This is a genomic window from Streptomyces yaizuensis (assembly GCF_034961445.1).
Taxonomy (GTDB): Bacteria; Actinomycetota; Actinomycetes; order Streptomycetales; family Streptomycetaceae; genus Streptomyces; species Streptomyces yaizuensis.
The window spans coordinates 1-13,439 of the sequence record NZ_BSBI01000022.1 but is presented as its reverse complement, the minus strand read 5'-3'; the positions used below and the strand labels follow the sequence as shown (position 1 = coordinate 13,439).

Sequence of the window (13,439 nt, the reverse complement as noted above, 5' to 3'; positions counted from 1 at the left end):
GCGCCGCACCGCCGGGCCCGGCCGCGCCGTACTCTTCCGTCATGCGGACCCGGCCGGAACAGACCTATCCCGACCACTGGGAGGCCGATGTGGTGCTGCGCGACGGCGGCACCGCACGTATCCGGCCGCTCACCCCCGATGACGCCGACCGGCTGGTCAGCTTCTACGAGCAGGTCTCGGACGAGTCGAAGTACTACCGCTTCTTCGCGCCCTACCCCCGGCTCACCGCCAAGGACGTCCACCGCTTCACCCACCACGACTACGTGGACCGGGTCGGGCTCGCCGCCACGGTGGGCGGGGAGATCATCGCGACCGTCCGCTACGACCGGATCGACGGCCGGGGACTGCCCGCCTCCGCCCCCGCCGACGAGGCCGAGGTCGCCTTCCTGGTGCAGGACGCCCACCAGGGGCGCGGCGTCGCCTCCGCGCTGATGGAACACATCGCCGCCGTGGCCCGCGAGCGGGGCGTGCGCCGGTTCGCGGCCGAGGTACTGCCCGCCAACAACAAGATGATCAAGGTGTTCCGGGATGCCGGATACACCCAGAGGCGCAGCTTCGAGGACGGCTCCGTCCACCTCACCCTCGACCTGGAGCCGACCGAGAAGTCCCTCGCCGTCCAGCGCGGCCGGGAGCAGCGGGCCGAGGCCCGGTCCGTGCAGCGGCTCCTGGCCCCCCGGTCGGTCGCGGTCATCGGCACCGGCCGGGCCACCGGCGGCATGGGCCGCACCGTCCTGCGCAACCTCCTGGCCTCCGGCTACACCGGCCGCCTCTACGCCGTGAACCGCGCCTTCCCCGACGGCTGGCCCGAGGTCGAGGGAGTGCCCGCCTTCCGCTCCGTCGCCGAGATCGCCGACACCACCGGCGAGAGCGTCGACCTCGCCGTCGTCGCCGTACCCGTGGAACGGGTCCCCGACGTCGTCACGGACTGCGGCGAGCACGGGGTGCGCGGCCTGGTCGTCCTCTCCGCCGGATACGCCGAGAGCGGCGTCGAGGGCCGGCGGCGCCAGCGGGACCTGGTGCGCCGGGCCCGCTCGTACGGCATGCGGATCATCGGCCCGAACTCCTTCGGGATCATCAGCACCGCCGACGGGGTACGCCTCAACGCCTCGCTCGCCCCCCGCTCGCCCGCCCCCGGCCGGATCGGGCTCTTCACCCAGTCGGGCGCGATCGGCATCGCGCTCCTGTCCGGGCTGCACCGCCGGGGCGCCGGACTCTCCTCCTTCATCTCCTCGGGCAACCGCGCCGACGTCTCCGGCAACGACTTCCTCCAGTACTGGTACGACGACCCCGGCACCGATGTGGCCCTGCTCTACCTGGAGTCGATCGGCAACCCGCGCAAGTTCACCCGGCTCGCCCGGCGCACGGCGGCGGTCAAGCCCGTCGTCGTGGTCAAGGGCGCCCGGCACAGCGGCAGCGAGCCGCCCGGGCACGCCGTACCCACGACCCGGATCCCCGACGCCGCCGTCGGCGCGCTGCTGCGGCAGGCCGGGGTGATCCGGGTCGACACCGTCACCGAGCTGGTCGACGCGGGCCTGCTGCTCGCCGGGCAGCCGCTGCCGGCCGGGCCCCGGGTGGCGATCCTCGGCAACTCCGAGTCGCTGGGGCTGCTCACCTATGACGCCTGCCTGGCGGAGGGCCTGCGTCCGCAGCCGCCGCTGGACCTCACGACGGAGGCCGCCCCGGCGGACTTCCGGCGCGCGCTCGCCCGGGCGCTGGCCGACGAGGGCTGCGACGCGGTCGTGGTGACGGCGATCCCCTGGGTCGGCGAGCACGGCTCCATGGAGTCGGGCGACGGCGAGGTGCTGGCGCGGGCCCTGCGGTCGGCGGTCGCGGAGGCGGAGCGGCCGAAGCCGGTCGCGGTCGTCCATGTGGAGCTGGGGGGTCTCGCGGAGGCGCTGTCGGCGGTCCGGGGCACGGCCCCCGCACCGACCGCCCCCGCACCGACCTCGTCCGCGCCGACCGCCCCCGCACCGACCGCCCCCGCACCGACCTCGTCCGCGCCGACCTCGGACACGGCCCCCCAAGCGGACCCGGAAGCGGAAGCGGGAACGGAGACGGAAGCGGACGGGCCCGACCGGGGCCGCATCCCCGCCTACCCCGCCGCCGAGCGGGCCGTCCGCGCCCTCTCCCAGGCCGTCCGGTACGCCCGCTGGCGCCGCCAGGCCGCCGACCCCGGCCTGGTCCCCGAGTACGACGACATCGACGAGAACGGCGCCGCCGCCCTCATCGCGGAACTGCTCGCCGAGGACGCCATCGGCACCCTCCCCGCCACCGACGCCCACGCCCTCCTCGCCCGCTACGGCATCCGGGTCCGGACCGCGCTCCCCGCGCCGGACCCCGACGAGGCCGCCGCGGCGGCGGCCCGCCTCGGCTACCCCGTCGCCCTCAAGACCACCGCCCCCCATCTGCGGCACCGCCCCGACCTCGGCGGCGTACGCCTCGACCTCACCGACGAACAGCATCTGCGCCAGTCCTACCGCGAGCTGACCGACCGCCTCGGCGGCCCCGGCGAGCTGCGCCCCGTCGTCCAGTCCATGGCCCCCCGGGGCGTCGACACCGTCGTCCGGGCCGTCATCGACCCCGCCGTCGGCGCGGTCCTCTCCTTCGGCCTCGCGGGCGCCGCGTCCGAACTGCTCGGGGACACCTCCCACCGGCTGATCCCCGTCACCGACCGGGACGCCGCCGAACTCGTCCGCGGCATCCGGACCGCCCCCCTCCTCTTCGGCTGGCGGGGCTCCGCCCCCGTCGACACCCCCGCGCTCGAAGAGCTGCTGCTGCGGGTATCACGACTGGTGGACGACCACCCGGAAGTGGTCTCCATCAGTCTTGAACCCGTCGTCGTCGCCCAGCGGGGGCTCTCCGTGCTCGGCGCGTCCGTACGCCTCGCCCCACCCGCCACCTTCACTGACCTGGGGCCGCGCCGCCTCCCCAGCTACTGAGCGATGTGAGCGCCCGGTGCCCCCGGGGCCCCGTAGGATGGACCGCATGGCGAAGACCGGTACGACGACCCAGGGGCTGCGCGCGGCGATCGAGCGCAGCGGCTACTACCCGGCTCTCGTGGCCGAGGCGGTGGAGGCCGCTGTCGGCGGAGAGCAGATCGCGTCGTACCTGGTGCACCAGGAGACCACCTTCGACGCCAACGAGGTGCGCCGCCACGTCACCGTTCTCGTCCTGACCGGCAACCGCTTCATCGTCAGCCACACCGACGAGCAGGCCGCCGACTCCAGCTCCCCGACGCCGTACGCCACCACCTCCACCGAGTCGGTGAAGCTGGATCGGATCTCGTCCGTCGTGGTCAGCCGGGTCGTGGCCAACCCGGAGGCGTACACCCCGGGCACCCTGCCCCGCGAGGTCGTCCTCACCATCGGCTGGGGCGCGGTCTCCCGGCTCGACCTGGAGCCCGCCGCCTGCGGCGACCCGAACTGCGAGGCCGACCACGGCTACACCGGCAGCTCCACCGCCGACGATCTGAGCCTGCGGGTCAGCGAGGCCGGCGACGGCCCGGACACCGTCCGCCAGACCCTCGCCTTCGCCCAGGCACTCAGCGAGGCCACCGCGGCCACCGGTGCCACCCCGGCGGCCGGCACCGGCCGCTGATGGTCCAGCCCACGACGTCCGCCCTCTGGCCGGACGAGCCCGAACCCCTCGCCGTCGGCAGCGCCCCCGTACCCGCGTACGGCCGTGGATCGCTCGCCGATCTGCTGCCGACGCTCGTGGCCGGACAGGGCGTCCCGGGCTTCGACGCGCTCATCCCCGAGCTGACCCCGGCCGACCGGAACTGCGTCTTCCTGATCGACGGTCTCGGCTGGGAGCAGATCCGCGACCACCCGGACGACGCCCCCTACCTCCACTCGCTGCTCGCCACCTCGCGCGGCGGCACCGGGCTCCCGATCACGGCCGGATTCCCCGCCACCACGGCCACCTCGCTCGCCTCCGTCGGCACCGGGCAGCCCCCCGGCGCCCACGGCCTCGCCGGATACACCGTCCGCGACCCGGCCACCGGCGCGCTGATGAACCAGCTGCGGTGGCGGCCCTGGACCGATCCGCACCTCTGGCAGCCGTACCCGACCGTCTTCGAGCGGGCCCACGCCGCCGGGGTGCACACCGCCCAGGTCTCCTCCCCGCTCTTCGAGCACACCCCGCTCACCCGCATCGCCCTCAGTGGCGGAACGTTCCTGGGCCGCCTCGGCGGCGAGGAGCGCGTCGATCTCGCGGCCGAGCAGCTGGGCGCGGGCGACCGTTCGCTCGTCTACACGTACTACAGCGAGGTCGACGGCAAGGGCCACCGCTTCGGGATCGACTCCGACGCCTGGCGCGGCCAGCTGATGTACGTGGACCGGCTGGTGCAGCGGCTCGCCGAGCAGCTGCCGCCCCGCTCCGCGCTCTACGTCACCGCCGACCACGGAATGATCGACGTCCCCTTCGACGAGGAGTCGCGGATCGACTTCGACGAGGACTGGGAGCTGCGCGCCGGCGTGGCCCTCCTCGGCGGCGAGGGCCGGGCCCGCCATGTGTACGCGGTGCCCGGGGCCGAGTCCGACGTCCTCGCCGTCTGGCGCGAGGTGCTGGGCGACCGCTTCTGGGTCGCGAGCCGCGAGGAGGCCGTCGCGGCGGGCTGGTTCGGCCCGGCCGTCGACGAACGCGTCCACGGCAGGATCGGTGACGTGGTCGCCGCGGCCTGCGCCGATGTGGCGATCGTCGCCTCCGTCTCCGAGCAGCACGAGTCCGCGATGGTCGGGCTGCACGGCTCCATGACCCCCGTCGAGCAGCTGGTCCCGCTGCTCGAAGTCCGGTCGTAGCTCCCCCCACCCCGGCCCGCTCCCCTTCCCGGGCCGTTCCCCCTGACCCCGAAAGGTCTCCACCCCCCATGCCCGAGCTGGTCTTCTTCTCCGGAACCATGGACTGCGGGAAGAGCACACTGGCTCTTCAGATCGAACACAACCGTTCCGCCCGCGGGCTCCAGGGAGTGATCTTCACCCGGGACGACCGCGCGGGCGAGGGGAAGCTCTCCTCCCGGCTCGGCCTGGTCACCGACGCCGTCGAGGCCATGGCCGGCTTCGACATCTACGCCCATCTCGTGGACCGGCTCTCCCAGGGCGGGCGGTGCGACTACGTCATCGCCGACGAGGCCCAGTTCTTCGCGCCGGAGCAGATAGACCAGCTCGCGCGGGTCGTGGACGACCTGGAGATGGACGTCTTCGCCTTCGGGATCACCACCGATTTCCGCTCCAAGCTCTTCCCCGGCTCACAGCGGCTGGTGGAACTCGCCGACCGGATCGAGGTGCTCCAGGTCGAGGCCCTGTGCTGGTGCGGCGCGCGGGCCACGCACAACGCCCGGACCGTCGGGGGGCTGATGGTCGTGGAAGGCGCCCAGGTCGTCGTCGGCGATGTCAACGCGGTGGACGACGTGGGGTACGAGGTGTTGTGCCGCCGGCACCACCGCCGGCGGATGACCGCCGCGAGCGCGCGTGCGGCGGCCCTCTCGCCCGATGTGCTGCCTGTCGACGCCGGTGCCGGTGCCGGGGTTGGCGTGAGTGCCGGGGCCCGTGCGGGTGCGGGTGCCGGTGCCGTCAGCGTGCCGAGTGGACGATCCTGAACACCGCCCCCTCCGGGTCGGCCACCGTCGCCGTCCGCCCGCGCGGGCCGTCCTCCGGTGGCTCCAGGACCTGCCCGCCGAGCGCGGTGACCTGCCGCGCCGCCCGCTCCACCCCGTCCACCTCGAACGAGATCATCCAGTGGCTGCCACGCTGCCGGGGCAGCCGGCCCAGCCCGTGCAGCGCCGCCACCGGGCGCCCGTCGACCCGCAGGACGACCCGGTCCGCGCCGTCCGTACGCGCGTCCTCCGTCTCGTAACCGAACACGGACTCGTAGAACTTGCGCACCGCGGCGGTCTCGACGGTCAGCAGCTCCTGCCAGGCCGGGGTGCCGTGGGCGCCGCGCACGGCCGTGCCGGCGAGCGCCGCGCGCTGCCAGATCCCGAAGATCGCTCCCGACGGGTCGGCGACGATCGCGAGCCGGCCCGCGTCGGCGGCGTCCAGCGGACCGACGGCGACGGTTCCGCCGCTGGACCGGGCACTCTCCGCGCAGGAGTCCGTGTCGTCCGCCGCCAGATACGGAGTCCAGGACAGCGGGGCCTCCCGCCCGGCGGGCAGCTGACCGAGGCCCGCGACGTCCTTCCCGTCGAGCAGGGCACGGACATAGGGGCCGAGCGGCTGCGGACCGGGGCTGAAGTCCCAGCCGAACAGCTCGTGATAGAAGGACTGGGTTTCTTCCAGGCGGTGCACCATCAGGCTCGCCCAGCAGGGCGTGCCGGGGGTGTGCCGAGTCGCCTCGGTCATCGTCACTCTCTCCTCGGACCATCGTGGTGGCCGTACGGGGGGACGGGGTGCGCGTGCCGTTGTGCGGGCCGTGCGCCCCGAGCGCATGTTTCCATGCCGTCGTCGTCCAGCGCGCCCCGGCCGCGCCGTTTTTGGCGGGTTCCCGCTGAGTGCTGCCCATTTCACAGGCCAGGGCGTGATCGATTCACAGGTCGAAACGTGATCGATTCACGGTCGGGGACGGCGCTCGCCGCCGGAACGCGGGCCCTGTCCGGCGAAGCTCACGGGGCCCGCACGTCCTGACACCGTACTCCCCCGGGAGCAGCGGCCCGTGCGGTGCGTCCCGTTCCTCGCCCGGCGGGTCCGGCGGGTCCGGTGGGTCCGGCGGGTCCCGGTGGGTCCGGTGGCCCGGGCGGACAGGGTGGACCGGGTGGGCCAGGATGGGGACATGAACGCCATCAGCCCCGTCCCCCCGGCCAGTCCGGTGGGTCCGTCCGGTCAGGCCGGTCCGGTCAGTCGAGTCAGCCCGATCATTTCCGCCGCCGAGCTGGCGGACGCGCTCGCCGGACCCCGGCCGCCCGTCGTGCTCGACGTCCGCTACCGGCTCGGCGGCCCGCACGGCCGGCCCGAGTACGACGCCGGGCACATCCCCGGCGCGGTCTTCGTCGACCTCGACGCGGAGCTGGCCGGCCCGCCCGGCGCCGGTGGCCGCCACCCCCTGCCGGACCCGGAGGACTTCGGCGCCGCGATGCGCCGGGCCGGGGTCGGCGCCGGCACCCCCGTGGTCGTGTACGACGCGGACAAGGGCTGGGGCGCGGCCCGCGCCTGGTGGCTGCTGCGCTGGACCGGCCACCGGGACGTCCGGGTCCTGGACGGCGGCCTCGGCGCCTGGGCGGGACCGCTGGAGACCGCGGCCCCCGCGCCCGCCGAGGGCGACTTCACGGCCGCGCCGGGCGCGCTGCCGCTGCTCACCGCCGACACCGCCGCCGAACTCGCCCGTACCGGACTGCTCCTGGACGCCCGCGCGGGGGAGCGGTACCGGGGCGAGACCGAGCCGATCGACGCGGTCGCCGGGCATGTCCCGGGCGCGGTCTCGGCACCCACCACGGAGAACCTGGACGAGCGGGGCCGGTTCCGCGCCCCCGCCGAACTGCGGGAGCGGTTCACCGCGCTGGGGGCCGTCCCCGGTGAGGTCGGGATCTACTGCGGCTCCGGGGTCTCCGCCGCCCAGCTGGCCGTCGCGCTGGAGCTGGCGGGCTTCACCCCGGCGCTCTACGCCGGCTCCTGGTCGGAGTGGTCCCGCGACCCGGCCCGCCCGGTGGCGACCGGCCCCCAGCCGGGCTGATCCGGCCCCGGGACCGGCCGTTTCCCGCCCTGTCCGGAAACGGCCGGTGTGGGCCGCAGGGTCGGCGGCCGGGCGCGGCTACCGTCCGGGGCGGCGGGCGATGATCCGCACCCCCTGCGGGTCGGACCGCCCCGACTGGTGCGCCTCCACGATGAGTTCGTCCACGAACGCGTCCCGGTCCTCGCCCAGCGCGCGGGCGTGCACCGCGAACCCGGTCAGCCGGACCTGGCGGCGGGCCGCCTCCAGGTCCGGCGGCCCCGACCGGCGGCCCTTCGCGAACGAAGTCGGGTCCTCGCAGCCGACGATCTCCAGCCCCTCCTCCTCGATCACGTCGGCCACCACCTCCGCCGGATGCTGCTGATGGGCGAACGGCAGCCCCGCGAGCCGTTCCCGCCAGCGCGGCCGGCCCGCCACGTCCTGGTAGACGCGGGCCATGCCCGGCCCCTCGGCGAGCGGCTGGCTGTGGCAGTACTGGAGCACCAGCGCGCCGCCGGGCCGCACCGCGCGCGCCATGGTCCGTACGGCCGCCACGCCCCGGGCCACCCAGTGCAGCACCCAGGAGGAGTGGACGACGGTGAACGCCCCCGGCGTCAGCTCCAGTTCATTGGCGTTCTGCACGGTCGCCGTCACCGGCAGTCCGGCGGCCAGCCGACGCGTCGCCGCCACCATCGACGGGGAGACGTCGGACGCGTGGACGGTCATTCCGCGCCGGGCCATCGCCACGGCGACCTCCCCGGCCCCGCAGCCGACATCGGCCAGCAGGCCGCCCGCGCCGATGAGTTCGGGAACCAGGTCGAGCGCGGCCAGCGCGCTGCCCACCTGATCCGCGTTGACCTGGACGTACTCCTCAGCGAGCCAGGACTCGGCCTGGTCGTGCCGGGTAGGGATCACCGTTGTGCTCCTCCGCTCCGCAGCTACCGGTCCGCCCGCGCGCCGGGGTCGCTGCCGGGCGCGCGGGGACGCAGTCCACACGCTCCCCACCACGGCGGCGGGCCGCGCGGAGTTCATCGCGTGCGCCGGGTGCGCGGAGCGCGGGGGCACACCTGCGGCACCGGCCCGGCGCGCGGGGCGGCGCACCATCGCGGAGGATGGAGGTGGATCATGCCTCCCGGACGGGCACACGGACAGGCACACGGACGGACACAGGCACCGGCGCACCGGCGCACAGGCACGAGAGGGACATCCAGGAGATGACGGCGGACACCCCCCTCCCCGAAGGGGCCGACACCACGGCGGCCGGGCCTGTCCTGACCTGCCTGGTCACCGGCGCCACCGGCTATATCGGCGGCCGCCTGGTCCCCGAGCTGCTGGCGGCCGGGCACCGGGTGCGCACCCTCGCCCGTACCCCCGCGAAGCTGCGCGACCACCCCTGGTCCGGCCGGGTGGAGACGGTCCGGGGCGACGTCCTCGACCCCGCCTCCGTCCGCGAGGCCATGACCGGCGTCGACGTCGCCTACTACCTCGTCCACTCCCTGGGCACCGGCCGGGACTTCGAACGGACCGACCACGAGGCCGCGCGGACCTTCGCCGAGGGGGCCCGCGCCGCCGGAGTCCGCCGCATCGTCTACCTGGGCGGCCTCACCCCGGCCGGGGTGCCCGAGCGGCGCCTCTCGCCGCACCTGCGCTCCCGCGCCGAAGTCGGACGGGTCTTCCTCGACGGGGAGGTCCCGGCCACGGTGCTGCGCGCCGCCGTGATCATCGGTTCCGGTTCCGCCTCCTTCGAGATGCTGCGCTACCTCACCGAACGGCTGCCGGTGATGGTCACCCCCAGCTGGGTGCGGACCCGGGTGCAGCCGATCGGGGTCCGGGACGTGCTGCGGTATCTGCTGGTGTCGGCCACCATGCCCGACGACGTGAACCGCGCCTTCGACATCGGCGGCGCCGACGTCCTCACCTACCGCGACATGATGCGGGGGTACGCGGCCGTCGCCGGACTGCCCCGCCGGCTGATCGTGCCCGTCCCGGTGCTCACCCCCCGCCTCTCCAGCCACTGGGTCGGTCTCGTCACCCCCGTACCGCACTCCGTGGCCCGGCCGCTCACCGAGTCGCTGCGGTACGAGGTGGTCTGCCGCGAGCACGACATCGCCCGGTACGCCCCCGACCTGCCGGGCACCCCCGACACGCCGGGCCGGCCGTTCACGTTCCGCCAGTCGCTGGAACTGGCGCTCCGGCGCATCCGGGAGGCCAAGGTGTCCACCCGCTGGTCGTCGGCGGGTGTGCCGGGGGCGCCCAGCGACCCGCTGCCCACCGACCCGGACTGGGCGGGCGGCAGCCTCTACACCGACCGCAGGGAGCTGCCCGTCGACGCCTCCCCGCAGGCGCTCTGGCGGGTCATCGAGGGCATCGGCGGCGACAACGGGTGGTACTCCTTCCCGCTCGCCTGGGCGGTACGGGGGTGGCTGGACCGGTTCGCGGGCGGGGTCGGGCTGCGGCGCGGCCGGCGGGACGCCCAGCGGCTGCGGGTCGGCGACTCGCTCGACTTCTGGCGGGTCGAGGAGATCGAACCGGGGCGGCTGCTGCGGCTCCGTGCCGAGATGCGGCTGCCGGGTCTGGCCTGGCTGGAACTGTATGCCGACCAGGATGCGCGGGGCCGTACCCGCTATCGGCAGCGGGCCCTCTTCCACCCCCGGGGCCTGCTGGGACACGCCTACTGGTGGAGTGTCTCCCCGTTCCACGCGGTCGTCTTCGGCGGCATGGCCCGAAACATCGCCCGCGCGGCGGTCAGGGACGCGGGGCGGGACTGACCAGGGCGGCGTGGAGGGGCAGGCGGGCCAGGACCCGTTTGCCCACCGGTTCGCGGCGGGCGTCGAAGCTCTCGCTGAGGGCCCGGACGATCTCCAGGCCATGACGTCCGACCCGGTCCGGGCGGGGGGTGCCGGGCGTCGGCAGTTCGGGGCTGGAGTCCCGTACCGCTATCTCCAGCACCTCGCCGGTCAGCTCCAGTTCCAGCAGACAGGGCCCGGGGGCGTACTTGCACGCGTTGGTCACCAGCTCGCTCACCACCAGCTGGGCCGTCTCCACGGTCTCCGCCGCCGGTCCCCGGGTCCGGCCGGTCCCGCCGGTCCGCTCCAGGAAGTCCCGGGTGAAGCGGCGGGCGTCGGGGATGCACTCCGGTGCCCCGTCGTAGCAGGCGGCGGCCCAGGAGACCGGCTGCCCCGCGTACCCGCCGTCGTCGGCGGACGCGTCGTACCCAGCGGTCCCACCGATCCCAGCGGTCCCATCGGCTCTGCCGGTCCCGCCGGTCGTCGCGGGCCCGCCGGCCGTCCCGATCCGATCCATACCTCTCACACGCACCCCGTTGTCGATCCCGCCGTACGGCGTGACTCGTCTACCCAACCCGGATGCGGTCAATCCCGCGTACGGGTGGGAAAAGGGGTGCGCCGGTGTCAGCGGCGGGAGCGCAGCAGCCCGGGAACCGTGCTCAGGCCGATCAGGGTGAGGACCGTGGGGGTGCCGAACAGCACGACGAGACCGGCCCCGATGTTCGCGTCGGCGCTCCCGGTGGTCAGGACCCGCCAGCCGCCGGCGACGATCAGGCCGGCGGCCACCAGCGGCAGCAGGGTCCACCACCGCTCGACCGCGAGGCTCCCGCGCAGGTTCGCCCGGACCAGGACGGCGGTGCTGACCAGGGCGAGCAGCAGGCCGAACACCCCGAGCGCCGTCTCCGTGCCGGCCGCGAGGGCCGGCGGCTCGATGGTGTAGGTGAGTTCGGAGGCGGGCACCCCTGTGTCGTTCTGCTGGCCCAGCAGGCCCCACAGAGCGAGGGGAGCGGCCAGGACCAGGGCCGTGGACACCATGAGGAAACGGTTCTTCGCGGTCATGCCCCCATCGTGATCCGCACGGCGCCGCGGTGCCTGAGTACCCGTACTCAAACGGGACCCGGCACCGTACGCACACCGGCCGGCTCAGCCCTGCGCCGGGGCAGCCGCCGCGTCCGTCCAGTCCTGGCGGCGCACCTCGTAGCAGGCGACGGCGAGCGCGGTGGCCACGTTGAGGGAGCCGACGCGCCCCAGCTGCGGGATGAACACGACCGCGTCGCAGTGGCTCAGACCGTTCGGCGAGATGCCGTGGTCCTCGTTGCCCACGGCGACACAGACGGCCCCGGTGAGATCGGCCTCGTGCAGCGGCACCGACTCGTCGGTCAGCTCCAGGCCGACCAGGCGGTAGCCGTCCGCGCGGACCCGCTCGGCGGCGGCGGCCATGTTCTCGAAGAGCTGCACGTCCAGATAGCGGTCGGTCCCCATGGCGACCTTCTGCGCCTTCGCGTTGCCGGGCGAGGCGGTGTTGCCGGCGAGATAGAGCCGCTCGACCCCGAGCGCGGCGGCGGTCCGCACGATCGCGCCCACGTTGAACGGAGACTGCACCCCCTCCAGGAGCAGCGCGACCCGCGCGGAACTCTGCCGCTTCCAGGAGCGGTGCAGACGCTTGAGTTCGGTTCCCCTGAGCTGGTGCATGTCTCTCAATCCGTTACGGAGGTCCATGGCGGGCCGGCGGCCGCCGCCGGGCGGCTACGGCAGGTCGGGCGACTTCTGGACCTCAAGGAGCCGGTAGCCGCGCTGGGACACCAGCCGCGTCGTCGGGAGTCCCTGCGCGTCCAGCCATTTTGCCAGGGAGTCCGAACCCAGATGCCGCTGCACGACGAGATAGGCGGTGCCGCCCGGCTGGAGCAGCGGGAGCCAGCGCAGCAGCATGGCGTGCATCTGGGTCTTGCCGATCCGGATCGGCGGATTGGAGTAGATCGTCCCGAACCGGGTCTCCGGGGGGACCTCGTCCGGCAGACAGGCGGTCACATTGCCGAGGCGGGCCGCCTCCGCGTTCTCCCGGACCAGACCCAGGGCACGCTCGTTCACGTCGACCGCCCACACCCGCAGCCGCTTGCGGCGGGAGGCGAAGGTCAGGGCGATGGGGCCGTAGCCGCAGCCCAGGTCGAGGATGTCGCCCCGGTTCTTCGGCAGCGGAGCGTTCTCCAGCAGCACCTTCGTACCGGGGTCGAGGCGGGAGTGGGAGAAGACGCCCGAATCGGTGCGAAGCTCCAGCTGCACATCCGGCAGTACGACGGGGACCGTGCCGGGGCGGGAGGCCACGCCGGGGTCCGCCGAGAAATAGTGCCGGTGCGGCTGCTGCTCGCCCTGTTCGGCCTGCTCGGCCACCTCGATCAACTCCTCTCCAGTTACGCACAGTGATCGAGGGAGGGAGTCGCTGTGCCGCGTCAGCTTACCGCGCGCGGGGGTTCGTCCTGGCACCGGTCGGTGCCGCGCACGCCTCGTTCCGGCCGGTCAGCGGGCTACCGAGCCCCACCGGCCCGCGTCGGCACGGGATCCCGCACCTGCGCGAGGGTGGCCTCGCGCTGCCTGCCCGCGTCGATAGGGGGACGTCGTGCTCGTCCGGGGTCCCGGCCCGCCCGGCCCGCCCGGCCCGCCCGGCCCGCCCGGCCCGCCCGGCCCGCCCGGCCCGTGTCGGTACGGGGTCCCGCACCCTTCTTCCCCCGCCTGGGGTACCGGCTGCCCTTCGCGTGGTCCGTGGGCGGGGGTGCAGGGTCGCCCCCGCAGGGGATCGGCGGAGGCCGGCCCGCACTGAACCTGGTGAGTACGCTCGCCGACCCCGAGGAGGTGAGCCCGGAGGCCCCGCCAACCCGCACCACCACCCGGTCCCGGGCCGACCCGCACAAACCCGCCTCGTCAACGTTGACCCGAGCAAAATTCAGCCTCGCCGGCGATTGAGGCGCGGGGGCCTCGGGGCTCACCTCCTCGGGGTCGGCGGACCGCAGGCCTCCGGTC

At 74.5% G+C, this 13,439-nt stretch carries 12 protein-coding genes; 6 read left to right on the top strand and 6 right to left on the bottom strand.

Annotated elements, in window-relative coordinates; translation table 11 throughout:
- The first annotated feature begins 41 nt into the window (after window positions 1-41).
- The 4 genes from SYYSPA8_RS35480 to SYYSPA8_RS35465 all read left to right on the top strand — a co-directional run bounded on the left by SYYSPA8_RS35480 (window position 42) and on the right by SYYSPA8_RS35465 (window position 5,596).
- Window positions 42-2,939, top strand: coding sequence for a bifunctional acetate--CoA ligase family protein/GNAT family N-acetyltransferase (locus SYYSPA8_RS35480; protein WP_323451582.1), 2,898 nt, complete (start codon window positions 42-44; stop codon window positions 2,937-2,939).
- Window positions 2,940-2,985: 46 nt separating this feature from the next.
- The gene (locus SYYSPA8_RS35475) at window positions 2,986-3,597 is read left to right on the top strand and encodes a DUF5998 family protein (RefSeq protein WP_323451581.1); all 612 of its coding nucleotides are present in this window, start codon (window positions 2,986-2,988) and stop codon (window positions 3,595-3,597) included.
- Window positions 3,597-4,799, top strand: coding sequence for an alkaline phosphatase family protein (locus SYYSPA8_RS35470; protein WP_323451580.1), 1,203 nt, complete (start codon window positions 3,597-3,599; stop codon window positions 4,797-4,799). Before SYYSPA8_RS35475 ends, SYYSPA8_RS35470 begins: the two co-directional genes overlap by 1 nt.
- A 68-nt stretch (window positions 4,800-4,867) precedes the next feature.
- Window positions 4,868-5,596: a thymidine kinase gene (locus tag SYYSPA8_RS35465; RefSeq protein ID WP_323451579.1), complete on the top strand. Its 729-nt coding sequence runs from the start codon at window positions 4,868-4,870 to the stop codon at window positions 5,594-5,596.
- Here SYYSPA8_RS35465 and SYYSPA8_RS35460 read toward each other — a convergent pair.
- Window positions 5,571-6,338 carry a VOC family protein gene (locus SYYSPA8_RS35460; protein ID WP_323451578.1) on the bottom strand — a complete coding sequence of 256 codons (768 nt, stop codon included), beginning with the start codon at window positions 6,336-6,338 and terminating at the stop codon, window positions 5,571-5,573. The two genes, SYYSPA8_RS35465 and SYYSPA8_RS35460, sit on opposite strands and share 26 nt — an antisense overlap.
- Window positions 6,339-6,765: 427 nt before the next feature.
- On the opposite strand from SYYSPA8_RS35460, the gene SYYSPA8_RS35455 reads away from it, so the two are divergent.
- A complete protein-coding gene (locus SYYSPA8_RS35455; RefSeq protein ID WP_323451577.1) occupies window positions 6,766-7,662 on the top strand; it encodes a sulfurtransferase in 897 nt (298 codons plus the stop codon).
- Between the two features lie 78 nt (window positions 7,663-7,740).
- On the opposite strand, the gene SYYSPA8_RS35450 is transcribed toward SYYSPA8_RS35455, so the two are convergent.
- Window positions 7,741-8,553 (bottom strand): class I SAM-dependent methyltransferase, encoded by an 813-nt coding sequence (locus tag SYYSPA8_RS35450; RefSeq protein ID WP_323451576.1) that lies wholly within the window; start codon window positions 8,551-8,553, stop codon window positions 7,741-7,743.
- Window positions 8,554-8,852: 299 nt separating this feature from the next.
- On the opposite strand from SYYSPA8_RS35450, the gene SYYSPA8_RS35445 reads away from it, so the two are divergent.
- The gene (locus tag SYYSPA8_RS35445; RefSeq protein WP_323451575.1) at window positions 8,853-10,406 is read left to right on the top strand and encodes an SDR family oxidoreductase; all 1,554 of its coding nucleotides are present in this window, start codon (window positions 8,853-8,855) and stop codon (window positions 10,404-10,406) included.
- Here the strand turns inward: SYYSPA8_RS35445 and SYYSPA8_RS35440 are convergent.
- From SYYSPA8_RS35440 to SYYSPA8_RS35425, 4 genes are all read right to left on the bottom strand, one after another.
- Complete coding sequence (locus SYYSPA8_RS35440; protein WP_323451574.1) at window positions 10,384-10,950, bottom strand: ATP-binding protein; 567 nt, start codon at window positions 10,948-10,950, stop codon at window positions 10,384-10,386. The genes SYYSPA8_RS35445 and SYYSPA8_RS35440 overlap by 23 nt on opposite strands.
- A 98-nt stretch (window positions 10,951-11,048) precedes the next feature.
- Entirely contained in the window at window positions 11,049-11,483 is a 435-nt protein-coding gene (locus tag SYYSPA8_RS35435) for a hypothetical protein (RefSeq protein WP_323451573.1), read from the bottom strand.
- A gap of 84 nt (window positions 11,484-11,567) precedes the next feature.
- Complete coding sequence (locus SYYSPA8_RS35430) at window positions 11,568-12,116, bottom strand: RNA methyltransferase (RefSeq protein ID WP_323451572.1); 549 nt, start codon at window positions 12,114-12,116, stop codon at window positions 11,568-11,570.
- 54 nt (window positions 12,117-12,170) lie between these two features.
- A complete protein-coding gene (locus tag SYYSPA8_RS35425) occupies window positions 12,171-12,812 on the bottom strand; it encodes a class I SAM-dependent methyltransferase (protein WP_323451571.1) in 642 nt (213 codons plus the stop codon).
- Window positions 12,813-13,439: the final 627 nt, after the last annotated feature.

Excerpts from the sequence above, each read along its gene's own strand:
- SYYSPA8_RS35480 (WP_323451582.1), top strand. The coding sequence starts at position 42 with ATGCGGACCCGGCCGGAACAGACCTATCCCGACCACTGGGAGGCCGAT.
- SYYSPA8_RS35475 (WP_323451581.1), top strand. The coding sequence starts at position 2,986 with ATGGCGAAGACCGGTACGACGACCCAGGGGCTGCGCGCGGCGATCGAG.
- SYYSPA8_RS35470 (WP_323451580.1), top strand. The coding sequence starts at position 3,597 with ATGGTCCAGCCCACGACGTCCGCCCTCTGGCCGGACGAGCCCGAACCC.
- SYYSPA8_RS35465 (WP_323451579.1), top strand. The coding sequence starts at position 4,868 with ATGCCCGAGCTGGTCTTCTTCTCCGGAACCATGGACTGCGGGAAGAGC.
- SYYSPA8_RS35460 (WP_323451578.1), bottom strand. The coding sequence starts at position 6,338 with ATGACCGAGGCGACTCGGCACACCCCCGGCACGCCCTGCTGGGCGAGC.
- SYYSPA8_RS35455 (WP_323451577.1), top strand. The coding sequence starts at position 6,766 with ATGAACGCCATCAGCCCCGTCCCCCCGGCCAGTCCGGTGGGTCCGTCC.
- SYYSPA8_RS35445 (WP_323451575.1), top strand. The coding sequence starts at position 8,853 with ATGACGGCGGACACCCCCCTCCCCGAAGGGGCCGACACCACGGCGGCC.
- SYYSPA8_RS35435 (WP_323451573.1), bottom strand. The coding sequence starts at position 11,483 with ATGACCGCGAAGAACCGTTTCCTCATGGTGTCCACGGCCCTGGTCCTG.
- SYYSPA8_RS35430 (WP_323451572.1), bottom strand. The coding sequence starts at position 12,116 with ATGCACCAGCTCAGGGGAACCGAACTCAAGCGTCTGCACCGCTCCTGG.